The following is a 24529-nucleotide window of genomic DNA, read 5'->3' on the forward strand; positions in this document are numbered from 1 at the left end:
CTATTTAGAGTGGCATTTTTATTTGTAAACTAACTAACTATATCCCAAGCACTTGTACCCGATGCTGAAAGGTTACTAGTGTTATTGCGTAATACTTTATTACCTACATTAGCTGATGACTCAGGTCGACTTACTAAATAACCCTGAACAGAACTCACACCCATTTTTTTAACAAGTTCAAACTGCCCTATTTCTTCAACGCCTTCTGCTACAATTTTAAGGCCAAGCTTTTGTCCAAGCTCACTAATTGTATTTAATATATCATTATATTTTTGGCTTTTATTAGCTTGAGCTATAAACGAGCGATCAATTTTAATAACATCTATTGGTAAATCCGCTAATGTGCTCAACGAGCTAAAACCTGTGCCAAAGTCATCAATAGCAATAGTGATACCCTCTTCTCTTAGCCTACTTAGCTCTTTAATTATTTTAGGACTGGCTTTAATAAATGTTGATTCGGTAATTTCAAGCATTAAAGACGTAGCCGGTAAACCGGTTTTTTTGAGCTTCTTCATTATCCAATCATAAATGTCACGGTGCTTTAATTGAATGCCCGAAACATTTACTGATATTTTTACTTTACGCATACCTGCATTGTGCCATGCAGCCATTTGCCTACATGATTCAAGCATAATCCAATCGCCAAGTTCTAATATTAAATTAGACTCCTCTGCTATTGGAATAAATTCTGAAGGGGGGATCATGCCCTCAACTGGGTGGTCCCATCGGGTAAGTGCTTCGAAATAATCAATCATACAATCTTCAACATGCACAATTGGCTGAAAAGATAAGTAAAAATCTTTACACGCGACTGCTAAACGCAGCTCTTCAAGTAAATAATGGTAACGGCGCATTTTGTTACCCATTTCTGGCGAGTAAACTTTAAATATTCCCTTACCATCACTTTTAGCTCTATACATAGCTACATCGGCTAATTGTAAAAGCGCTTGAGGCGTTGATGCACTTTCTGGGTAAGCCGCAATACCAATACTGGCACTAATTTTTACTATTTTATTGCCAAGCACAAAGTCTTTTTCAAGCTCACTTAGCACATGCTTAGCAATTTCAACGACTCTGTCGCTATCATCAAGTAATTCTATAAAAATGGAGAACTCATCCCCTCCTAACCTTGATAAGTTTTGCTCTAATTGGTTAGCACTATTTATGTTACTTAATTTATGGTGGCGTAATACATTCGCAAGTCGGCTAGCAACTTGAACTAATATTTCATCACCAAAACTGTGACCAAACGAGTCGTTTACTTGTTTAAAGCCATCAAGGTCTATAAACAGGAGCGCACACTTGAGATCTTCTTGATTAGCATGATTAATTTGTCTGTCGATATGTTCAATATATGCATGACGGTCAATTAATAACGTCAGTTTATCTTGGCATATACTGGTTTGAGTTTGTTTTACATAATTAGCCACATGCGTATTTAAACTATTTATTGATTGGCTTAAGCTGCTTACACCCAAAGGGTTCTCTGCCGATTTTACTTGCAAATTAAATGCAGTGAGTAAGCTATTGGCTTGAAGATTAAGCTCCGCTATTTGATTTTTATAATGACGCTTTCTACGCTCTCTGCGTAAGTACAGGCCAGAACCAAATATTAAGATACATAAAAGTAAAAAATTAATAGGTGATGCAAGTGTCATTATAATTAACTTACTTGAATCAGCAGCTACAAACTGGGTGTCAGTGGTTTTAATAAGCAAAAAGTCAGCAGTGGGCAGCTCAATTATATAGTGGCCATTTAAGATCGGATTATACCAAGGAGCCATATCAAGAGTGGTATTCGTTATTTCGAAATTTCGTATATCAATACTGGTACTAAATAAATTTATACGATTAATCTGATTCGTTAACTCTATGTTTATGCAAAAACAAAATAGAATTATGATTAGGAAAATAAAACCGAGCGGCTTAAGTTTACTCATAAAAAAAATCCATCTACTTTGCTTCTCCTATCAAACCTATTACCAAAAACGGATTATATCGCTTGCATTTAGTACTACGCAAGCATTGATATAATCCTAAGCCATTAGAATAACAAAAAATTGTAACAATAACGGATTAACTAATTATATTTGATATATAGTATAGGTGGGATTAACAAAAATAAACAAAAAGGTTCTAATTGTTTAAAATTTAATACATACCGTCAATAAGCTCTATAATTTTTTCTTCAGCGTCTATAAACTTATCCAATCCACCACCGGTGCGATAAGATGCTTGTGCTATTTTTTCATTCGTTTCAACGTCTTTAATCCAAATATTTGCGTATGCCATATAGAGCGCTATATCCCAACGCCAATTTGCTACGTAGTAAGCCACTGCATTACATCCTGTCGTATCTGCACCTGGTAATTCGGTCTGGTAGTCTTGGTGTTTCAATACATAATTGGCTGGAATTACCCGAGTTTCAACATCATGCTTTGCAAAACCTTTTTTCATTGCATCTATAACACCAGCTTTAACAGCCTTATGTTCAGCAATACATACTGTTTTAGGTATGTTTGTTTCAAATCGAGTAATGTCTTGCTTTGCAGCACAACCGGCCAAGGTGGCAACCATTGCTGCTGCAACTGTTATTTTTAACGTATTTATATTTATTCCTTTTTTATTTTTAATATTTAAAGCTGCCATGCATAGCTAACTTTTGTAAAAAATGTACGCTGATCTCGCTCAATATTTTTAAGAGAATCGTCTTGGTAACCTCTATCTGAGTAACCCAAATAAAACAGTGTTTGCGCATTAATTTTATATGAGTAAACAAGCTGGCTCCCGTAGTCTTTATTGATTTGACTAACTTGGTAAAAGTAGGCGTTTTCGTCTCTATCAATGTCTTCAAATTGTAAAATTAATTTAAGAATTGAACGCATGCTAAATTTATAATGAAGCCTAAAGTCGACCAAGTTAGCAGTAAATACGCGATCCCCTTGCGGGTTATCTAATTGACTGTAGTTATGTTTTACATCGAGCTGCCAATGGTCGTTAATGTCCCACACCACTTGGGTTTGAGTGTCAAACGCGTCGCCTAATTGCTCATTTGCATAATCAATGCGGCTAGCGTATTCAATATATAACGAAAGCTTTAAATCTTTAGTGGGTTTAAAGCCCGTATAAATAAAACCAATATTTTGATTATAAAAATTGTCGTTATAGTTTTCATAACGGTGCACTAAACCAATTTCAAAAATAGATTGTTTTTGGCCTTTGAAGCTTAAAAAACCTTCGTATTCTTCTTCAAGTAAGTCGCCGTTTTGCGCCCACGTTTTATCCCAGTCAGCTTCGTATGACCATGAGGTAAGTAAATCAGATTCATCTCTGTACCATGTTTGTCCGCCACCAAAGCCAACTTTTTCATAATCGACTTTAGCTTGATAACCTAAATCGGTGCGGTAGTCCTGCCCAATATTTTCATAAGATGCAAATAATTTGTAATCACGTTTATCGCGGGTAAGTTCCAGAGCATATGCTTCATCTGACTGAGTTTCAGATAAGTTATAATTTTGAATTAAAAATTCAGAGTTACGTGTATTAGCAGATGATACTTGATACAAAAGAGTATCCGATTGATTAAACCAGTAGCTACCATCCACTGATAATACAGTGTTGTGATAGTCATCACTTTCTCTGTGCGTGCTTGAAAGGCCAATAGTACCCTGCTGACCTAGGTCATATTGATAACGCCCTGCGGCCGCATTCGTTTTTTCGTTTAAGCTTGCAAAGCCAGAGCCCTGATTCGTTGGCAGTAAAATATTACTATTGTCGTCATCAGCGAGCATTAACGCATAACTATGATCACCCGTTTTACCCGTTAATTTTGCACCTAAAGTAGGCTCTGCAATTGTACGCGTGTATAAAAGCTCAAATAAGCTGCTTTTAAAGTAAGAAGCTCCATCTAAAAAGAAAGGACGTTTTTCAGCATAATAAATAGAAAAGGTTGTATTTACATCGAGCTCTAAAGAGTCTGTTTCTACTTGCGAAAAATCTGGGTTGATAGTCGCATTTAAAACAGCGTCCTTGGTTAAACCCCAGCGTAAATCTAAGCCCACTTCGGTATCTATATCGCCATTATCCCAGTTACCCGGTAATTCAGATTTATTATCGTTACGAAGTGCTGTCAATGTAGGTGTTAATTGAATATTTTTACTCGATTCAATATCGCTAAAACCCACTAACTTATCAAACTGACAAAGGCTACATTTTATATTTCTATCAAACCCCATATTTGATAACTGATATAAAACATCACGTTGGTAGTTTCTCATGACTGAAAAACCCCACGTTAGCTCTTTTTTATTTTCAGGAAAGCGCAGTGCCTTAAAAGGAATACGCATTTCAACAACGTAACCTTTCTCGTTAATTTGTCCCGCGCTATCCCAAATAGCATTCCATGAGGTATCTGAGCTCCATCCATCGGTATCGGTCATTCTTATATCGCCTTGTGCACCAAGGGGATTCACATGAAATTCATAACCACTGCGTTCATCATTAAATGTATCAATAACAAGAATGACTACGTCGTCTTCCCATAGCGTATCGCGGTCACGAAGTGATGCACGAATTTGTTCAGGGTTTGGATCCTCTGCAATGAAGGCAACATATAAGTTTGTGCCATCTTCGTAAATAAAGGCATCAGTTTTTACAGGAGGTGTGCCTTTTTCGTTAGGCTCATCTTGGTAGAGTAGAGGTATACGTGTCGCATTTTGCCAGTGCGCTTCATCCATAACACCATCAATAGTGATATTTGAATCAATACGAGATAAGGATACTTGCTGTTTACTAGCCGCTACATCAAGGCTTGAGAGTAATAAAACGAAACTTAAAAATAGGAAGGTAAACTTTTTTATTATAGTTATAAAGTACTGCATAAACATCCATTTAGACTGTAATTACTCATAGGGAGTAACTTAAGCTGGGGATTGTAATTTATCCAGGTACATTTGTTAATACTTTGAAATAAAAAATTAACTATTTAATGATAAAGGAGTAACTAATTGTTACGTATTATGTTTCGAGTAGTTTAAGTTTATCGTCTATGCCATTCCATACATCAGCGTCCTCTGGTGCAGGTTTAACCTCTGTAATGCGCGGCCAGACCAGTGCAAGTTCAGCATTCAATTCAGTAAACTCTTTTTGAGATTCTGGTAATTCATCTTCTTGGTATATAGCATCAGCTGAACACTCAGGGACACATAAACCACAATCGATACAATCAATCGGGCTAATTGCTAAAAAATTAGGGCCTTCAAAAAATGCATCTGCTGGGCACACTGATACGCAATCGGTGTACTTACATTTTATACAATTTTCGGTGACTACAAACGCCATACTATTTTAATACCTAAGATTTTAAACAACAGTTGTGGATCATACCCATCCACTCCAAAAATACAATAAATAAGTGCCATATCACCCTATTTTAACGTAAAATACGCGCCTTATGTTTGCACACCCGTTGTGCCCTGCATCCCCTTATTGTGAGCGGTAATAATACCCCGCTATGACACCTAAAAGAGATATAAATGATACGTCTAACCGAAATAAAGCTGCCACTTGATCATGACGAAGATGCAATTGGTCAAGCAATTGTAAATAAACTAAAAATCCAACCAGAACAATTGCACAGTTTTAATGTGTTTAAGCGTGGTTATGATGCACGTAAAAAATCAGCTATTTTACTGATTTATACACTCGATATAGAAGTTGATAACGAAGCCGAGCTACTCGCGGCATTTGAAAAAGACCAACATGTAAAAGTAGCGCCAGACACAAACTATAAATTTGTAGCCCAAGCCAGCGAAAATATAACAGAGCGCCCTGTCGTGATTGGTTTTGGCCCTTGTGGTTTATTTGCAGGCTTATTACTTGCTCAAATGGGCTTTAATCCCATTATATTAGAGCGCGGTAAAGAGGTACGTGAACGTACAAAAGACACGTTTGGCTTTTGGCGTAAACGCACACTTAATACCGAATCAAATGTACAATTTGGTGAAGGTGGCGCAGGTACATTCTCAGACGGTAAGTTATACAGCCAAGTAAAGGATCCAAAACATTACGGTCGTAAAGTCATTACTGAATTTGTAGAAGCAGGCGCACCCGATGAAATTTTATACGTAAGTAAGCCACACATTGGTACGTTTAAGCTTGTCACCATGATTGAAAAAATGCGCGCTCGTATAATAGAACTAGGCGGCGAAATTCGCTTTAGCACACGTGTTGACGATATTCATTTAGACGACGGGCAAGTAACAGGTTTAACGCTTTCAAATGGCGAGCAACTAAACACTCGCCATGTTGTATTAGCCGTTGGTCACAGCGCACGTGACACGTTTGATATGATCCACAAAAAAGGGATTTATGTTGAAGCAAAGCCATTCTCAGTCGGTTTTAGAATCGAACATAAACAATCAATGATCGATGAATGTCGTTTTGGTACAAATGCAGGAAACCCAATTTTAGGCTCTGCCGATTATAAACTTGTTCATCATTGCGACAATGGCCGCACAGTTTACAGCTTTTGTATGTGCCCAGGTGGCACAGTAGTCGCTGCAACCTCTGAAAAGGGCCGCGTTGTTACCAACGGTATGAGCCAATATTCACGCAGTGAGCGCAACGCTAACAGCGCTATTGTGGTAGGTATATCACCAGAGCAAGATTTCCCGGGTAACCCTCTTGCTGGAATAGACTTACAACGCAAACTTGAAGAACAAGCGTATGAGCTTGGTGGTAGCAACTACGATGCACCAGCACAGTTAATTGGCGACTTTTTGAAAGGTAAATCATCAGAAAACTTAGGTGAAGTACAATCCTCTTACACACCCGGTATTAAGTTAACTGACTTGAGTAAAGTACTACCACAATTTGCTATTGATGCCCTTCGCGAAGCGATACCAGCGTTTAATAAACAAATTCGTGGCTTTTCAACTAACGACGGTTTACTAACCGGCGTTGAAACACGTACTTCGTCGCCTATTAGTATTAAGCGTGATAAAACATTCCAAAGCATCAACACTAAAGGGCTTTACCCTGCAGGCGAAGGCGCAGGCTACGCGGGCGGTATTTTATCAGCGGGTATTGATGGTATTAAAGCGGCTGAAGCGGTCGCACTGTCTATGTTAGAAAACGCTTAAACCTCTTTTTTAAGCTGTTTATCGAAAAGCCTCACTTTGTGAGGCTTTTTTGTGCTAAATGTATAGAAAATAATAACAACCCAAGCACCTCAACAATGATCAAAACATTTACCTTTTCGTTGCTTAGTGTATTAGCAATTTTTAACGCTAAAGCACAAGAGCTAAAAACCATCGATGAAATTCACAGTGCATATAAAAATAATTCTATTAATGCACAGCAACTCACCCAAAATTATATAGACCGAATTAATAAACTTAATCCACACTATAATGCGGTTATTAGTTTAGAGCCTACAGCTATTGCTCAAGCTAAAACGTTAGATGAACTTGCCGCCAAAGGCACGTGGGCAGGTCCGTTACACGGCATACCTGTACTTCTTAAAGATAATATAGAAACTAAAGGCACACTTCCCACAACGGCTGGCTCTTTAGCACTTAAAAATAACGTTACTGATAATGATGCTTTTGTTGTTAAACAACTACGTAATGCGGGCGCTATAATTTTAGGTAAAGCTAATTTAAGTGAGTGGGCAAATTTTCGTTCATCCTATTCATCTTCAGGCTGGAGTGCCGTAGGCGGACAAACACATAATGCGCACGATGTAACACGTAATCCATGTGGTTCTAGCGCAGGTTCTGCAGTTGCGGTAGCACTTAACTTTGCGCCCATAGCATTAGGGACTGAAACAGACGGTTCAATTACGTGCCCAGCCTCAGTAAATGGAGTTTATGCAATAAAACCGAGTATGGGCCAAGTATCACGCTCAGGTGTTGTGCCTCTTTCAAGTAGCCAAGATTCAGTAGGGCCGATGGCGCATTCACTTAAAGATTCGCTGCTGGTTTTATCAGTTTTGCAAGGTGAGGACTCCCTTGATGCAACAACTACAGGGTTTGAATTAAAAACAGGTAATATAAAATCAAAATCGTCACTTATTATTGGTGCACTGCCTAGCGACAAATTTACAGTTGAAACGCAGCGCCTTTATGCCAAGCAGTTACAAGCATTACAACAGGCTGGGCATACTGTTATTAATGTAGATATTACTGATAACTTAGATACGCTATTTGCTGATGAATACTATATTTTACTTTACGACTTCAAAGCCGAAATTAATCATTACCTCGCAAACACTCCAACACAAGTGGCTGTTAAAAGCCTAAAAGCACTTATTAATTTTAATATTCAAAATAAAAAAACAGAAATGCCCCACTTTGAGCAAGACATCCTAGTTCAATCGCAGGCTATTGATTTAACTAACAAACAAAAATACCAGGAGACTAAAGAACGCTATCGCACTTTAGCAACGACAGCCATTGTTAATGTATATAAAAACAACAAGCTTGATATTGTTATAGCGCCTACAGTATCCCCCGCCTGGAAAACAGACTTAGTTAATGGTGATAATTTTAATGGCAGTAGTAGTTCGTTATCTGCTATTGCAGGCACAACGCACATAACCCTATCGGTCGGAAAAGTAAGTGGTTTACCTGTTGGTTTGTCCATAATAGCAAATAAAGAGGACGAGCAAGCGGCTTATTTATACGCAAATATTATTGATGAGGTGTTATCACCAGGCACAAAAAAACCTGAGTAAACTCAGGTTTTTTTAAACTAAACGGCGTTAACTATGACTTTTTAAGTGACAGTTTTTCGCCTTTTAAGCTTTTACGAACGCTTGAAATACGTGAGCGATTTACTGCTCTCGCTTCACCGGTTGCTTGTCCTGATAACTTGTTAGAACGTGTACGGCGTAAATGCGCTGGTTTTTTACCAATTTTATCAATTAGTACTTCACGGTTACTTACTTCATAACCTTCTAAATATACACGTTTGATTTTTTGGCCGATTAGCGTTTCAATTTCAAACAAAGTGTTTTCTTCTTCACGGCTAACAAATGAGATTGCTTGACCTTGGCGACCAGCACGACCTGTGCGGCCAATACGGTGAACGTAATCTTCTGCAAGCCATGGTAAATCAATATTAATTACACGAGGTAAGCCATCAATATCAATACCACGAGCAGCGACTTCTGTAGCCACTAATACGCGTACCTTGCCTTCTTTAAATTCACGTAAAGCACGACGACGGTTACCTTGAGATTTATCACCGTGGCAAACGCCTGCCGGAATACCATCAAGGTTAAGCTCTTTAACAAGCTCGTCAGCTGTTTCTTTCATGTTTACGAAGACAAGCACTTGTTGCCAGTTTTTCTTACCAATCAATTCAGAAAGTAGCTCTTGCTTACGACGTTCTTCAACTGGGTAAACAACATGCTCAACGGTGCTTGCTGTACTGTTAGTTTGATCAACACGGACTATTTCAGCTTGTTTCAATACTTTAGATGCAAATTGTTTAATTGCTGCAGGGAATGTAGCAGAGAAAAGTAAAATCTGGCGCTCTTCTGCACAGCTTTTAATAACGTTTTGCATATCTTCAATAAAGCCCATATCAAGCATACGGTCAGCTTCATCAAGAACAAGGTGCTTAACACTTGCAAGGCTTAAGTTACCTAAACGAATATGATCAAATAAACGACCTGGCGTTGCAACAACAATATCTACACCTTCTTTTAAAGCATTTGCTTGGCCGGCAGTGCTAACACCACCAAATAAGCTAACGACTTTAAGTGATGTATGCTTTGCAAAATCTCTAAAATTATTTGCAATTTGTTCTGCAAGTTCACGCGTTGGAGCAAGTACTAATGCATGAGGTGCATTAGTTGTGCTGAGTTCAGACTCAACCAATTTTTGGATGATAGGTAAAGCAAACGCGGCAGTTTTGCCGGTACCAGTTTGTGCACTGGCTAAAACGTCTTTACCTTTACGAACAGCAGGAATTGCTGCGCGCTGAATGGGCGTAAGGGTGTGATAGTTAAGTTCGTCCAACGCCTGGATGATTTCAGGAGCGAAACTAAAAGATTTAAAATTCATGCTGTATAACCTACGGCCACATTATCAAGGGTCGCAAATTATACAGTAAAAACGAGCTAACAGTTAGTTATAACTTATCTTTTAACGTGTTTAATCTACTTTATAGCGTTTAAATATTAAAGAGGTGTTAATACCACCAAACGCAAAGTTATTACTCATCACGTAATCGGTATTAATCTCACGCCCTTGATGCCTTATGTAATCAAGCTGAGCACATTCGTCATCAACGTTATCTAAATTAATTGTTGGTGCAAACCAGTTATCTGCCATCATATTAATGCTTGCCCATGCTTCTATTGCACCACAAGCACCTAATGTATGCCCCAAATAACTTTTTAACGAGCTAATAGGTTTGCTGCCCAATGCTTTAAACGTTGCGTGAGACTCGGCAATATCACCTTTATCTGTTGATGTACCATGAGCATTAACGTAACCAATTTTTTCTGGTTCTAAATTGGCATCTTGCAGTGCCATTTCTATCGCTAGTTGCATTGTTTTTGATGTTGGTTGAGTAACGTGCTGTCCATCAGAATTACAACCAAAACCAACCACCTCAGCTAATATTGTTGCTCCGCGCGCTTTTGCATGTTCGTATTCTTCTAAAATAAGTGTACCCGCGCCTTCGCCTATCACTAAGCCATCGCGATTTTTATCAAAAGGTCTTGGTGTTTGTTTTGGTGTTTCATTTTTTGTAGATGTTGCATAAAGCGTATCAAATACGGCGGCTTCAGTAATGCATAACTCTTCAGCTCCACCAGCCACCATTATTTTTTGTCGGCCAAACTTAATCGCTTCATAGGCGTAGCCTATTCCTTGAGATCCCGATGTACAAGCAGAGCTTGTTGTTATAACACGCCCTTTTAAACCAAAAAACACACCAACATTTACAGGGGCAGTATGCGCCATCATTTTAATGTAACTCGTGGCTGTTACACCTGACATCGACCCCGTTTCCATCATATTTGCAAAGGCGAGTAGTGGCTCAGTAGAGCCCGTAGATGAGCCATACGCTATGCCCGTAGAGCCATCTGTTAGACTTTCGTGCTCGAGTAGTTTGGCTTGTTCAAGTGCGCATTCAGTAGCACGAGTTGACATAAGTGACACTCGCCCCATTGAACGGATTTGTTTTCGTTTGTAATGACTTGGTCGCTCAAAGTGTTTAACTGGCGCGGCTAAACGAGTATTGAGGTCGTCAGCTATATCCCACTCTGGCATAGTAACAACAGCATTTTCGCCTTTAATTAAGGCTTGTTTGAATTCAGACCAATCATCGCCCAATGCAGTGACCACCGACATCCCTGTTACAACAACGCGTTTAATCAAACCATGCCACCATTAACCGAAATCACTTGGCGTGTTATGTAAGCTGCATCATCAGACATTAAAAAAGCGACTGTTCCCGCAACTTCTTTAACGCTCCCCATGCGTTTAAGGGGTATCATTTTCATCATTTCATCAATAGGTAATTCATCAGTCATCGCGGTTTCTATTAAACCAGGTGCCACACAATTAACTGTGATTTTGCGTTTTGCCAATTCTAATGCAAGTGCTTTAGTGGCCCCAATAATACCGGCTTTTGCTGCACTATAATTTACTTGCCCTCGGTTACCTGCAATACCTGACACCGATGACATTGTAATTATTCGCCCACCTTTACGGCTTTGTACCATAGGCATTACAGTTGGGTGTACTACATTATAAAACCCATCAAGGCCTGTACGTATTACACAATCCCAGTCTTCCCCTTGCATAGCAGGAAATGCCATATCGTTAGTAATACCTGCATTACACACCACACCATAATAAGCGCCATGCTGAGCTATATCTTCTATTATTTGTGCTTTGGCCTGCTCTCTGTCGCATACATCAAATTGTAATAAACTGGTGGCTCTACCTAATGCATTAATTTCATCGCATGTTGCTTGAGCTTGCTCAACACCCGCTCTGCAATGTACTGCAATATCAAACCCTTGCTCAGCAAGTTTTAACGCAATAGCTTTACCAATACCACGGCTTGAACCCGTAACTAAAATTCTTTTTGTCATTGATTTTCTCTTATAAATTCCAACGGGTTTTCAGGCTGAAATACATTAATTTTTGCTTGGCAAAGTAGAGTTTCACACGCGAGTATTTGGCATTCAAATACACTTAAACCTGACTCTTCTTGATATAGCTTTTTCACTTCAATAGTCAGCTTACTGCCGTTTTTAAAACACGGTTGATAAGTTTGATATTTTCGCGTGCCAATTAAAAAACCAATTTTTACAGGTTTATTTTCATCATTCGCTAACGCACCAGCGTAAGCGGCAATAGACTGCGCCATGTACTCAACACCAATATAGCTAGGTACGCCGTTAATTGCAGGACTAAAAAAAGGGCTTTGCTCAGTGATAGTAACGCCGCATTGAGCTTCATCTTCGCTGTGTGTTAAAAGGCTATCTATTAAAATCATAGGCGCATCATGCGGGACTACTTGCTCTATAGGGTAATTAGTCAACGTTAACTCCCAATATTAAGCTGGCATTATTACCGCCAAACGCAAATGAATTAGATAAGCAATATTTAAGAGCGGGCTTAAACGCTTGTTTTATTATTTTTATATCAGCCAAATCACTGCCTTCTTTAATCACGTTATACGGCAGCATATGTTGGCCGCTATCTTTTAATAATAACCAACATATACCGGCTTCAATGGCGCCTGCAGCACCAAGAGTATGCCCTGTTAAATGCTTACTTGAGCTAAGCGGGGTATTGTTGCCAAACACGCGATTAATTGCAAGTGCTTCCATTTCGTCATTTTTTACAGTAGCCGTACCGTGAGCGTTAATATAATCAATATCACCACAGGATAACTTTGCGCTTTTTAGTGCTTTTTCCATTGAGGCTTGGGCGCCCATCCCATTAGGATCGGGGGCTGACATATGATGCGCATCTGAGCTTTCGCCACTGCCTAGTAACATAACGCCGTTATTTGTTATTGGCTTATTTTTAGTCATTACAAATAAAGCGGCCCCTTCACCAATATTAATGCCGTCTCTGGTGCTAGAAAAAGGCTGGCATAAACCCGAGCTTAAAGAAGCGAGCGAGTCAAAGCCATTAATTGTTAATTGGCACAAACTATCCGCACCACCACAAATTACCACATCGGCTAAATCAGCATTTAGCAAAGCTCGGGCGCTAATTAACGCTTTGCTACTCGACGTGCACGCAGTAGAAATACTGTAACAAGGCCCTAGAGCCCCTATTTTATGTGCAATATAATGAGCGGGTGTAGCTAACTCTTGATCACTGTAACTAAAGTCATCAGGCCAGAGTTTTGTACTTTCATAGTTTTTACGCGCTCTTTCGCCATCATGAATACCTGATGTACTAGTACCCATTACAATTGCGATACGCGACTTATCAATATGCGAAAGTTTATCTAAGGTTGGCTTAATCTGCTCTAAAGCTAGATCAATAAATGTATTGATACGTTTATTATTTGATAAAGCAATAGACTGAACTTGCCCGACATACAGCGGAGTTTGCTCAGCACTTAAACTTTTATTTAAAGTTAATAAAGGAGTTGCAGGGTTATATTTATTTAAGCTTGTTGTGGTTGCATCTTGGCCTATGCCCATCGCACTCACAATGCCTAAATCATTCAGCCAATATGTCACTGTTCTACCTTTTTAAATGTTATTTGATACTGATGTAAAATATTGTTCAACGTTGTCGACTCATCACTATAGTCAATGGTGATAAATGTACCTTCATCGTTAAATACTTCCCGATTAGAGCCAACCTGCTCTATTAAAGCACCCTCTAACTGCTTTTGTAAAAATGCTACTGGCCAATGTACTAATGCAATATCCGCTAAAATATAATGAGGGTCTATCCCTTCTACCGCCAGCATATTTCGTGTTTTTACTGGGCCATTTAAAGGTTTTTCAAGCTCCATAATCGGAAAGCCTTGCACTGTCATTAACAATAACTTAATTGCACCTTTGTCATTTATAGCTAATTGGGCAAATACAGTGTGTGTGTTTTGCTGATTCGTAATATACAAAACATGCTGCCAAGACTTATCAAACATTTGTGCTGGCACACTATTAATATTTAATTGAATATTAGGTGATAGATACACTCTATTTTTAGATGCTGTAAAACTCGTACATGCGCTCAATACAGCAAATATAAATACACTACACACCACATACTTAATTAATTTTGACATAACTGAGCCAACACATTTAAACGGCGTTCACTTTGTGCAACAAATGGGTTATTTGTATCCCATGCGTAACCCGCTAAAATAGCACTAATCATTCCTCGCACCTGAGTATTTTGTTCAGAGTAAAATATCACATCCTGAAAACGCGTATCGTACCACCCTGTTACAAATGTTCTAAAACAATCGACCCCAGCTTGTAATGGCTGTGCGTAGTGAGCGTCAAAATCGACGACTTCGTTTTTTAAATAGCGATCAACAAGTGGGGCAATTAAATTTGCAGATTTGAGTGCAATTGTTACACCTGATGAAAATACCGGGTCTAAAAATTCCCCCGCATTACCCAATAAAGCAAAGTGCTTACCATATAACTTACTCACATTTGCCGAGTAGCCTTTTATATCTTTTGCTGGAGTTAATAACTCACGCTGTGCTAACAGTGTTTTTAAATAAGGGTCTTGCTCTATAAATTGATTTAGTAAATCGCTAGATTCATCATCATTAAAACGCTCTGACTGCGCCACAACCCCAATACTCGCAGTACCATCACTAAAGGGAATAAGCCAATACCACACGTCTGAATATTGAGGGTGTACGGTAATCAAAATTTTATTTCGATCGAAGCTTGTATCACTAATATTGTCTTTAAAGTGACTAAAATAAGCGCTTCGAACAGGAAAGTTAGAAGGAAGCTCTAAATCTAACAATTTTGGTAATACACGCCCAAAGCCACTTGCGTCCAATACAAATCGGGCATTAACGCGATAAGCTTGCTGCTGCTCATTGTGTACCACTAATGATGCACCATTTGGCTCATCACAGTAGTCAACCACCGTGTGCTTATATCTGATTTCTACGCCTTGCCCTTGTGCTTTGTCTGCTAATAATTTGTCAAAGTCGGCTCTTTTCACTTGATACGTAGTGCCTGGGCCTTTAGTAAATTTTTCGGTGAAGTTTATAGTTGTATTTTGCCCTGCCCGATGAAAAGCAGCGCCATCTTTAAACTGAAAACCTAAAGCCGCTGCATTGTCATGTAATGTATCGATTAAGCCCGCGTCTTCTAAGTACGCCATACATTGCGGCAGTAAGCTTTCACCAATTGAAAAACGTGGAAACGCCTGCTGTTCAAGTACCAGTACCCGCCATCCCTTTTGAACTAAAAGACTACTAGCCAATGCACCCGAAGGCCCAGCGCCAATAACAACAACATCGTACTGCTCAAGGTTATTCAAATTATTGTTCCTTTTGAGGCTTTAAAACACTCAGCGGTGATAAAAAGTAAATAGCTAAAATCCCTACCATTACACTCAGCCCAAAGCTAAAAATAGCGGGTGTATCAGATGCACTCAACATGCCAAATACCCACATTGATGACGCAGCCGATAAGCTAATCGCTAACACATTTTTGGGCTCTAACTTATTTATTTGATAAAAAACGAGGTAATCAATTGCTAAGGCAATAACAAGTAACGCACCGAGTAAATTAAATAACGACAAGCTACCTTGAATCGCATTACATACCCAAAGCATGCTCAACACCACAACAGATAAAATGGTCACCTGCAGCAGCGCTATCTTAATCGTAAATCGCCAACTAAAAAGCAGCCAACTAATAAAACCCGCAAGCACTAGGCTTAATAGTAAATATTCACGGTAATCACTTAATAAAGCACTAATTTGTTTAGGTTTATTATAAAGGTAAATTCCATTGTTTTTTTCAACCTCATTAATTAGTTGATCAGATGAAATACCCGAAATAGACACCCACGTTATCGATTGTTCTGACTCAACAACCATTTGAGAAAGCAGTAATGGTTTAAATGTACTCGTGGCGAGTGTTTCATAAGTTAATAACGGTGCCTTTGTACTTACTAACGCTTGCCCTGTAATGCGCTCTGCAATATCCAAAGTCCCTTTGTTTTTAGCCTGTTCAAACAAGGCTTGGTTATCCCTCTGCTTTTGTAAACTAGGCAACCAATGGCTAATGCTATTATGTTTAAAATTAGGGTTTAGTTGGGTTAAGCGTTTTAAAAACTGTTCTTGCTTTTGTAATAGCGCTTCGTCGCTATCTGCAAACATAAAAACAATTTGGCTATCCCATTGCCCAAGTAATAACAAATGCTTTTTTTCGTTTAGCATTAAATGTTCGGAGCTTGCATTTAATAGCTTTACATCGTCATTAAAGCTAATAGGTTTTATCAAAAATAACGCACTTATAAGGACTAATAACGTAATGAGTATTGGTTTTTTTAAACTATTGCAGTATAAAAAAACCTTAATGAGCTTTTGACTCATCAATAAACTCGAAGGCGATAACGTGAGTGTAGATTGCCACAATGGCAAAACTAAAACTGTAAATAGCCAAGCACTCACTAAACCCGCAATAACAAACACACCAACTTGAGATAATAACGTTAGTGGCGCACCTAGTAAGCAGCAATAACCCAACATAGTCGTAATAAGAGACAATAAAAGCGCAGATTGTGTCCCTTTGCTGTAGCCTTTTTCATGCTCTTTTTTGGCTAAATCAGTCATACCATGAAATGCATAATCAATGGCAATACCAATCAAGGTAACTGCAAAAACAAGCGTTAATAAATGAATAGTATTAAACAGAAACACCATAGCGATAGCGCCACCAATAAGTGCGCTCAGTACGGTAAAGCTTGCTAATAAAATACTGTTTAAACGCCTAAATACCCAAAATACCATAGCAATAAGAGCTAATAAGCTAATGCCACCAAACAGGCTCATCTCGTATTTAGCTTGTTTAGCATTTTCAGCCGTATGAAATAGCACACCAGAGTAAGTAATGCTTAAATCAGGGTAGGTTTTATTAAGTATATTGATCTGTTTAATTATCGCGCCAGCTAAATCAATTGATTTATTAACCCCTAAATTTTCGGGCGCTAAGTTTGCCAAAATGACACGGTATTCAACGCCATTCAAACGTCGAGTTAAACGACCTTGTTCAAGCGTAAACAATTGGCTTTGTTTTAAGTTATCTTCTATAAAGGCCGCTAAGCTCAAACTTGTATCTTTGCTTAAGGTAGCACTTACAAATGGGTTGCCTAACTGATTTATTTGCTCAAGGTAATAATGTTCAAACGTTGTTTTTTTGCTTAATATTTGCTTGTAAGTATCACTTAATAACGCATGTTTGAAAGGTGAGAATGTTTGCGCTAAATCGTTAATGGACGGAAAGTTAAATGTGCTTTTAATTGCATTATCGCCGAGCCATTTTTGGAAATCATCAAATGCTTTATTTTTATTACTTCCTGCAATCGAGAACATAATACGATTAGCATTTTGCTGAAAAAAAACATCTTCCGCATGTGCAATTTGGGAATGCGATTTTGGCAATAAGCTAAACATATCGGCGCTAAACGTTGGTTTAGACAGCCAAAAAGCTGCAGCAAAAAGTAAAATTAAACTGCTAAACCACCCTACAATAACGGTAATTCGTTTTGTCACTGCACTATTCCCTTAATTAACCACTGCATTATTTAAAAACATAATTTTATTTGGAATAAGTAAACTCAATTTTTGTGTTATTTCCTGAGTGCTCATTTAGTGTAATACTGCTCACTTGCTTAGCAGTTTCACATAAAATAAAATCACTAAATAATTGCTGTAGCATCGCTTCTTTTGGTGTTAACTGTGTGCAACTGTCTTGCATTTTAGCAATATCAAAACGTGTTTCCAGCGCACTCATATTTACGCTAAGTAAGTCACTCAGTAATCCTACAAATTGCTCGCTACCGGGTTGTGGTATTAACTCACCATTGGCATTTTGTGCAAGCACTTTGCCGTTTTCTATTATGAGCATACTCTCAACAGGCATTTTCACTTGCCAAATGAGCTTTTCATCAATTAACGAAAAAACACCCGACGAAATAAAAGGCTTAGCAAATCCATTAAATTGCTTATATTGCTTAAACTCACCTTTAATAACTGCTGCATTTACTACAGAGCAAAACAGTAAAAAGCTAATGGCTATGCTCAATGTAAAACATTTTAAAAAATTCATTTAATCGCCTATAAAATAAAAATTTAATTCAAAACCGCTTTTAACTTATTAAATAAAATAGCGGGTGATTCAAATTGCATTTCTTTGGAGCTAACCTCAACCGCAACTTGCGTGGTTGAGGCTTTAGTAAGGCGCTTATTAGTTAGCGAGTCAGTGATTACGTAATCAATCCGTAGTCTATTCTCGTATTCTTTTAAATAAGCCGCTACTTTAATTTTTTGAGTAAATACCGCTGAGGCGACATACTTTATTTGCATATCAACAATAGGCCACGCGTAGCCCGATTCATGCATTTGTGGGTAATCATAATCAAATAAACGCAGTAACTCGCAGCGCGCTACTTCTAAGTAACGTGGGTAGTTACCATGCCATACAACATTCATTGGATCGCAGTCATGAAATGGAATTTCAATTTCTACAACATGCGTTAATAATGCACCTTTACTATTCATACAACGCCCAACGTTTAGTTTGAATATACCCTATTGTTTGCCTTAGCACGGCTTCCATTGGTCTATCCTCAGTGAGGTTTTCAAAGTAATCAGTTATATCGGTATACATGTTTTGCATATCTTGCGTTAAAGTCGAAAACTCAAGATCGCCTTGTTTTATACGCAATCTAACACCTTGAATACTTGCTAATAACGTACTTGCTAACACTTGTTCTGTTAGCTGTAAAATACGTAAACAATCGCGAGACGCAATAGTCCCCATACTCACTTTATCTTGATTATGACACTCCGTAGAGCGAGAAAAAACGCTGGCCGGCATGGTTAGTTTTAATGCCTCTGCTGTGTAAGCACTACAGCCAATTTGAACCGCTTTAAAACCATGATTAATATAACGGCGCTCTGGTGCGCTATCAGACAAGTTTGAAGGTAGCCCATTGTTGTACTTAGTATCAACCAAAGAAGCGATTTGTCTGTCGGCTAAATCAGCAAGGTTTGCAACGGCTGTTTTCATGCTATCCATTGCCATTGCAATGTGGCCTCCGTAAAAATGCCCGCCGTGTAATACATGTTCACCTTGGCCGTCAATTATTGGGTTATCGTTTGCTGAATTAAGCTCGTTTTCTATCATGTGCCTAAAAAACGGCAGACTGTCTTGCAGAACACCAATAACATGGGGTGCACAACGGATTGAATACCTATCTTGAAGTCTGTCTGCATTACGAGGGTGATCGTGATGGTTTAAATCTTCTCTTATCCAACGAGCAATTTGTTGCTGCCCAGGATGTGGCTTAACTGAAAATAATATCTCATCAAAATGATGGCTATTTCCTTTAAGCGCTAAGCTTGATAATGCAGTAATACGGCTTGCCAGTTTAGCTAAGTAATTAGCCCTATCAAACGCTAAACACGCTAATGCAGTCATTACCGCTGTGCCATTCATAACCGCAAGACCTTCTTTTGGCCTTAGTGTTAGTGGCTCTAAGCCAACTTCTTTCATAACTTCTGCACTGTTACGTACTTGGTCTTTGTAAAACACATCACGCTCGCCTACCATCGCACCTGCAACGTAAGATAACGGGGTTAAATCGCCACTGGCACCTACTGACCCTTCTTGTGGGATCACAGGCACTATATCGTTATTTAAGTAATCTTTAAGTAGGTGCAGCATTTCCCAGCTAATACCAGAGTAGCCCTGTGAAAGTGATGTTAAGCGGGTCGCTAAAATTGCACGCCCTTGCACTTTATTAAATACATCCCCGAGTCCACAGCCGTGAAAGCGAGTTAAATGCAGAGGTAGTTCATCAACTAAATCAAGGGGTACAGCCACCGTTACAGAATCACCGTAACCAGTAGTAACGCCGTAAATCACGCCATCTTCTTTTAAAAGTGTGTCTAAAAAACGCAAAGCGCTATTAATTTTAACGCTAAAAGTTTCACAGCTATTTAATTGCACTTGTGTTTCATTAAAGGCAACTCGAACAATATCTTCAATTGATAATCGCTGATTGCCAAAAAGCTGTATATTTTGTTCAGTCACACTTGTTCTCCATTGATTGATCGCGCACTACCTGCTGATCACTTTTCCAAAAATCGTAAAAATTAAACCACTGATAAGGATATAAAGCTGCGTAATAACTCAAACGCTGTGCATAGTCAGTAATAATAAGTGTTAGCGCCTGCTGTCGCTCTCGTCGAGGCATTTTTAATGATTGGCTGTAATGTTCAAATATCACTTGATACTTTTTGCTTTTTTTATCTTTTAAACAAAACAAAAAGTAAACAGGGCAATCAAGCAGCGCGGCTAATATAAAAGGCCCCTGTGAAAATGGGGCATTTTTGCCTAAAAATGGTACCTGTACCGACCGAGAAGCCGTTGTTGTGCTTGTTCTGTCGCCAACAATAACGATTATTTCTCCCTGCTCTACTTTTTCTTTTAGTAAAATAGCTAAGTCAGGCCCCATATCAGTCACTTGTATTAAATTAACCGACACATCTGGGTTAATCTTTTTAAGCATTTTATTAAATTCAACAGCGTGATGGGTAAACACCAGTACATTTATTTTTTTACTGCTGCGGTGCTGGCTAAGTGCCCTGCACACCTCTAAATTACCCAAGTGAGAACCTATAAAAATAGCCCCTTGATTTTGCTCATCTAGCTCAGCAAATAAATGCTCATTAGTGTATTTAATATCACGTTGGGTTATTCGCCCAAGCCAAGCATCAATTTTATCTAATGCGCTATCTGCAAAACTGCAAAAGTGCGTTAATTGCATTTTAAACGTAACAGGTTGTTTGCAGCCTTGGTAAACATTAACCTGCGCTAAAAACGCTTTAGATGCTACACGCGCTACTTTTCCTGTTAAAAAAAGATAAAAAACCACAGGAAACAAAACAATCCACAGCCCTTTTCTACCCAGTAATTTATGAGCAAATAACAGTATTTGAATACCTAAGAAATTACCGCGCTCTTGCATTTTAGACCAGTGTTTAGCGGCCATAACGCCTCTTTAATTTATGCCAAATTAACACAGGAGAGCGAATCAACATTCCAAAAAACAAGCGGGTGTGTAACCACGAAATACGCACGTTATCGTGTAATGGCTGAAAATGAGAAAGCCCATTTTCGGGGTAAATTACTTGGCTAGGTAAAAATACAAAAGGCACATTGCGCCAATATAAACGCACTAAAATTTCGGGGTCAAAATCCATGCGTTTTCCAAGCGATACCTCATCAATTAGCTTTGTACTTTGCTCAAGCGGATACACTCTAAAGCCACACATCGAATCTACAATTGTAAAACTTAACGTTTCAATCCATACCCAAACATGCGTTAAATAACGTGCTAAATAACGGTGTTTAGGCACTGAATCGTCATATATTGGGCAACAGCTTATAAGCGCTTTAGGCTGAGCGTTTGAAAGCGCTATTAGTTTTTTAATATCAGATAAGTCATGCTGACCATCAGCATCAACCTGTATCGCATGCGAAAAACCTAGCTTATATGCTTGCTTTAAGCCGGTTTGTACCGCGCCGCCTTTGCCTTGATTATCGTCGTGGGTAACTACACTCAACTGCGCGTGTTTTGCATCAAGCTTACTAAACACATTTTTAGCTTCGACGTTGCTTGCGTCATCAACCATAATAATAGGAAGATTAAATGACGATAATTGGCTCAGTACATCATCAATAACCGTAATGTGATTATAATTTGGGATAACAATACAAAAGTTATTCATTTATCAGGCTATCAAAAATAACACGGCCAGATGCATGCTGTCCTTTGTTTGAATTATACGAAAAGGTATATTTATTCTCTGCTTTTTGCTCTAGCAATAATTCGATTGTTATACCTGGGGTAATCACTACCTGAAATTTTAATACTTCAACATTTTTAACAGGTTGCTGAACATTATAATGTTTGCAAATTGCAGCCACAGCCCAGTCTAATTGCACAACACCTGCGAGTATTGGGCCATCCGTAAAATGTCCTTTGAAATAATCTAAATCATGAGGAACTAGTAAGCTTAATTTATACTTTTGCTCTGCTTTTTCACAAGACAGTAAATCAGGCTGTGTTTTAGTCAACTTTTGCAAAAAGACTCTCCAATGCTTTTAAATTTAACTTTGCCTGTGAGTTGTATGGTAATTGATCTACAAAACGCCACTTTTTAGGGATACAAATTCGCTCAAAGCGCGCTAATGCATGCGCTTTTAATAAATTATTTGTAGCTAACTTACCGTCACCATTAAAAAATATCTGCCCTTTATGCGTAAGCACAACAATAGCGCCTACAATTAACCGCTCACCAGGCAAGGCGATTACTTTAGCTTCACTTACCCACTCACTAGTACACAAATGTTGTTCTAGTTCATCTAAACTTAATCGTTTTTCTTCTAATTTTATAATTCGATCGAATCGGCCTAATAATCTAAATTGACCATTTTTAAGTACTTCGCCTCTATCATCTAAAGGGTAATTTTTGTCGCGAACGAGCGGTGAGTTTAAAATTAAACACTGATCGTCCAAAGCCCGTACTTTAATACCCGAAAAAGGCTGCCAAAGGCTAACCTTTTCAAGTGAAGTAACTTGTCGATATGCAATACCACCGGTTTCGGTACTACCAAAAACTTGTGTAACTGGTTTATTTAATTGCGTAAACAACGATACAGCATCTTCGTTTAATAGCGGTCCACCTGATGAGAAAATCCATTGTAAATGAGACTTATCATCCACTAAAACATTATCAATACATAACCGTTTTAACTGCGCTGGGCTTGAAACAAACACTACTTTTTTAAATAACTTGAGCTTTGTAGCTATATGTTCTGGATAATGCAATAGCTCTGTATTTACAACCTTTCCTGCACGTAATGGCCACAACAATCTAAACAATAAGCCGTATATATGCTGATGCGAAACACTCGCTATAAAAATAGGATTATCAATCAGTGCGTAGCTATTAATTAATGTACTTAATTCTTTATTTATTACCTGCCACGTTTTTACAATTGGCTTTGCTTTACCCGACGAGCCCGACGTGTAAAAAACAATTGTGCCTTCTTGAGGCCATTTAATTGTTTCAATAGATACAAAGTGAGGTTGATTGACTAAGGTTCCTATATCTAAAAAATCAGCCTCTAAATCGGCTACTAATTCAGACTCACCAATAAAAAAAGGTGTTTGTTTAAGCAAGGAGTTTAACGTTGCAGGTTGCCCATTAGGCGGCAAAATCACTGTGTTTCCGTGTAGTGCCAAAGCAAATAAGTACACGGCAAATTTGTAGGTGTCTGTGGTGTATAAAACAACCGATGATTTAGCATTTAACGTTGATAGCTTTGCTAAAACTTCGTTTATATCACTAACAAACTGACGCTCCGAAATATCATTATCAGTATGATTAAAACATGTTCTTATCGCATTACTTTGAAAAGCATTAAACACCGGCGTTCCTTTTTACTTTTTGTCTGACTAGCCACTCTATAGCAAACAATGTGCCCATAGCTAAGTAAGCAATAAAACCATTATAAAAAGCCCAGGTTTCTAGGCTACTAAAAATACTGGTGTACAGGGCAATGCCACCGTTTAATACAAAAAAAACACACCACACTAGCGTTACTTTTTTTGTATAAATTACACCGTTTTCATCAAGTGAGGGCTCAGTAATGCGCGCAAAGGTTTCAATAATAGAAGGCCCTTTATACAAAGAATACGCAAACACAACTAACATGACTAAATTAATGATTACGGGATACAAACGCAGCCCTAAATCGCTATCCATTACCTTGGAAATCAAAATAGTAATGGCAGCTAAAAATGTAGCGGGCTTTAACCACGGCATTTTATCAAACAAGGCTCTGCTTAACCAAAGTCTAAGCCCGAGTAAAAATAGCAGTAATACTGTAATAATCTGACTATTAAAACGCGTAAGGCCTACGTACACAATAATAGGGTAGCAAGCCAAGCAAATCATAATTAACGTTGTTAAAACTGCTTTTAACATAGTATTAGTTAACTAACTTTTCTATTTCGGTGACTATGTCTTGCACTGTGCGCACAAGTTTAAAGGCATCAGGCTCAATTTTTTTACCTGTGATTTCTCTTAATTTCACAACTAAGTCAACTGCATCAATACTGTCTAAATCAAGATCTTGGTACAGGTTAGCCTCTAAGCTAATATCTTCTGGGTCTATTTCAAATTCGTTTTCTAAAATGCCGTGTAATACATCATAAATTTCAGCAGCGGTTTTCATCTTTCTTCCTAC

At 38.4% G+C, this 24529-nt stretch carries 23 protein-coding genes; 2 read left to right on the plus strand and 21 right to left on the minus strand.

Annotated features, from left to right (window positions below; translation table 11 throughout):
• Positions 1–29: 29 nt before the first annotated feature.
• The 4 genes from I6E85_RS08065 to fdxA form a co-directional block, all read right to left on the minus strand.
• Positions 30–1940, minus strand: coding sequence for a bifunctional diguanylate cyclase/phosphodiesterase (locus I6E85_RS08065; protein WP_197236808.1), 1911 nt, complete (start codon positions 1938–1940; stop codon positions 30–32).
• A 211-nt stretch (positions 1941–2151) separates the two neighbouring features.
• Positions 2152–2649, minus strand: a complete 498-nt coding sequence (locus tag I6E85_RS08070) for an Sbal_3080 family lipoprotein (RefSeq protein ID WP_231621024.1) — start codon at positions 2647–2649, stop codon at positions 2152–2154.
• Positions 2637–4880: a carbohydrate binding family 9 domain-containing protein gene (locus I6E85_RS08075; protein ID WP_197236809.1), complete on the minus strand. Its 2244-nt coding sequence runs from the start codon at positions 4878–4880 to the stop codon at positions 2637–2639. The genes I6E85_RS08070 and I6E85_RS08075 overlap by 13 nt, the downstream gene beginning before the upstream one ends.
• 136 nt (positions 4881–5016) lie before the next feature.
• Positions 5017–5340 (minus strand): ferredoxin FdxA, encoded by a 324-nt coding sequence (gene fdxA / locus I6E85_RS08080; RefSeq protein WP_002958626.1) that lies wholly within the window; start codon positions 5338–5340, stop codon positions 5017–5019.
• 194 nt (positions 5341–5534) lie between these two features.
• On the opposite strand from fdxA, the gene I6E85_RS08085 reads away from it, so the two are divergent.
• Both I6E85_RS08085 and I6E85_RS08090 read left to right on the plus strand, forming a co-directional pair.
• The gene (locus tag I6E85_RS08085) at positions 5535–7142 is read left to right on the plus strand and encodes an NAD(P)/FAD-dependent oxidoreductase (protein WP_197173683.1); all 1608 of its coding nucleotides are present in this window, start codon (positions 5535–5537) and stop codon (positions 7140–7142) included.
• Positions 7143–7237: 95 nt separating this feature from the next.
• A complete protein-coding gene (locus tag I6E85_RS08090) occupies positions 7238–8737 on the plus strand; it encodes an amidase family protein (RefSeq protein WP_197236810.1) in 1500 nt (499 codons plus the stop codon).
• 31 nt (positions 8738–8768) lie between these two features.
• On the opposite strand, the gene I6E85_RS08095 is transcribed toward I6E85_RS08090, so the two are convergent.
• The 17 genes from I6E85_RS08095 to I6E85_RS08175 form a co-directional block, all read right to left on the minus strand.
• The gene (locus I6E85_RS08095; RefSeq protein ID WP_002958629.1) at positions 8769–10073 is read right to left on the minus strand and encodes a DEAD/DEAH box helicase; all 1305 of its coding nucleotides are present in this window, start codon (positions 10071–10073) and stop codon (positions 8769–8771) included.
• Between the two features lie 90 nt (positions 10074–10163).
• Complete coding sequence (locus I6E85_RS08100) at positions 10164–11393, minus strand: beta-ketoacyl-ACP synthase (RefSeq protein WP_165722772.1); 1230 nt, start codon at positions 11391–11393, stop codon at positions 10164–10166.
• The gene (fabG, locus tag I6E85_RS08105) at positions 11393–12118 is read right to left on the minus strand and encodes a 3-oxoacyl-ACP reductase FabG (protein ID WP_007580797.1); all 726 of its coding nucleotides are present in this window, start codon (positions 12116–12118) and stop codon (positions 11393–11395) included. Before fabG ends, I6E85_RS08100 begins: the two co-directional genes overlap by 1 nt.
• Positions 12115–12570 carry a hotdog family protein gene (locus tag I6E85_RS08110; protein ID WP_165722742.1) on the minus strand — a complete coding sequence of 152 codons (456 nt, stop codon included), beginning with the start codon at positions 12568–12570 and terminating at the stop codon, positions 12115–12117. Before I6E85_RS08110 ends, fabG begins: the two co-directional genes overlap by 4 nt.
• Positions 12563–13732: a beta-ketoacyl-ACP synthase gene (locus I6E85_RS08115; protein WP_197236811.1), complete on the minus strand. Its 1170-nt coding sequence runs from the start codon at positions 13730–13732 to the stop codon at positions 12563–12565. The genes I6E85_RS08110 and I6E85_RS08115 overlap by 8 nt, the downstream gene beginning before the upstream one ends.
• Entirely contained in the window at positions 13729–14289 is a 561-nt protein-coding gene (locus I6E85_RS08120) for a DUF3261 domain-containing protein (protein ID WP_024591750.1), read from the minus strand. Before I6E85_RS08120 ends, I6E85_RS08115 begins: the two co-directional genes overlap by 4 nt.
• Positions 14277–15515 (minus strand): NAD(P)/FAD-dependent oxidoreductase, encoded by a 1239-nt coding sequence (locus tag I6E85_RS08125; protein ID WP_197236812.1) that lies wholly within the window; start codon positions 15513–15515, stop codon positions 14277–14279. Before I6E85_RS08125 ends, I6E85_RS08120 begins: the two co-directional genes overlap by 13 nt.
• A gap of 1 nt (position 15516) precedes the next feature.
• A complete protein-coding gene (locus tag I6E85_RS08130) occupies positions 15517–17757 on the minus strand; it encodes an MMPL family transporter (RefSeq protein WP_197236813.1) in 2241 nt (746 codons plus the stop codon).
• A gap of 46 nt (positions 17758–17803) precedes the next feature.
• Positions 17804–18313, minus strand: a complete 510-nt coding sequence (locus tag I6E85_RS08135) for an outer membrane lipoprotein carrier protein LolA (protein WP_197236814.1) — start codon at positions 18311–18313, stop codon at positions 17804–17806.
• 23 nt (positions 18314–18336) lie between these two features.
• Positions 18337–18765, minus strand: coding sequence for a thioesterase family protein (locus I6E85_RS08140; RefSeq protein WP_007580812.1), 429 nt, complete (start codon positions 18763–18765; stop codon positions 18337–18339).
• Positions 18758–20302 (minus strand): histidine ammonia-lyase, encoded by a 1545-nt coding sequence (gene hutH, locus I6E85_RS08145; RefSeq protein WP_008137191.1) that lies wholly within the window; start codon positions 20300–20302, stop codon positions 18758–18760. Before hutH ends, I6E85_RS08140 begins: the two co-directional genes overlap by 8 nt.
• Positions 20295–21263, minus strand: a complete 969-nt coding sequence (locus I6E85_RS08150; protein WP_101216995.1) for an acyltransferase — start codon at positions 21261–21263, stop codon at positions 20295–20297. Before I6E85_RS08150 ends, hutH begins: the two co-directional genes overlap by 8 nt.
• A complete protein-coding gene (locus tag I6E85_RS08155) occupies positions 21253–22002 on the minus strand; it encodes a glycosyltransferase family 2 protein (protein WP_024591744.1) in 750 nt (249 codons plus the stop codon). The genes I6E85_RS08150 and I6E85_RS08155 overlap by 11 nt, the downstream gene beginning before the upstream one ends.
• On the minus strand, positions 21995–22360 hold the full coding sequence (locus I6E85_RS08160) for a thioester dehydrase (protein WP_024591783.1): 366 nt from the start codon (positions 22358–22360) through the stop codon (positions 21995–21997). The genes I6E85_RS08155 and I6E85_RS08160 overlap by 8 nt, the downstream gene beginning before the upstream one ends.
• Positions 22344–23708, minus strand: coding sequence for an AMP-binding protein (locus I6E85_RS08165; protein ID WP_197236815.1), 1365 nt, complete (start codon positions 23706–23708; stop codon positions 22344–22346). The genes I6E85_RS08160 and I6E85_RS08165 overlap by 17 nt, the downstream gene beginning before the upstream one ends.
• Entirely contained in the window at positions 23701–24267 is a 567-nt protein-coding gene (locus I6E85_RS08170) for a hypothetical protein (protein ID WP_024591742.1), read from the minus strand. The genes I6E85_RS08165 and I6E85_RS08170 overlap by 8 nt, the downstream gene beginning before the upstream one ends.
• A 4-nt stretch (positions 24268–24271) precedes the next feature.
• Positions 24272–24517 carry an acyl carrier protein gene (locus I6E85_RS08175; RefSeq protein WP_002958648.1) on the minus strand — a complete coding sequence of 82 codons (246 nt, stop codon included), beginning with the start codon at positions 24515–24517 and terminating at the stop codon, positions 24272–24274.
• Positions 24518–24529: the final 12 nt, after the last annotated feature.

Origin of the sequence: Pseudoalteromonas sp. NZS71 (assembly GCF_015864715.1) — a bacterium.
GTDB lineage: Bacteria > Pseudomonadota > Gammaproteobacteria > Enterobacterales > Alteromonadaceae > Pseudoalteromonas > Pseudoalteromonas arctica.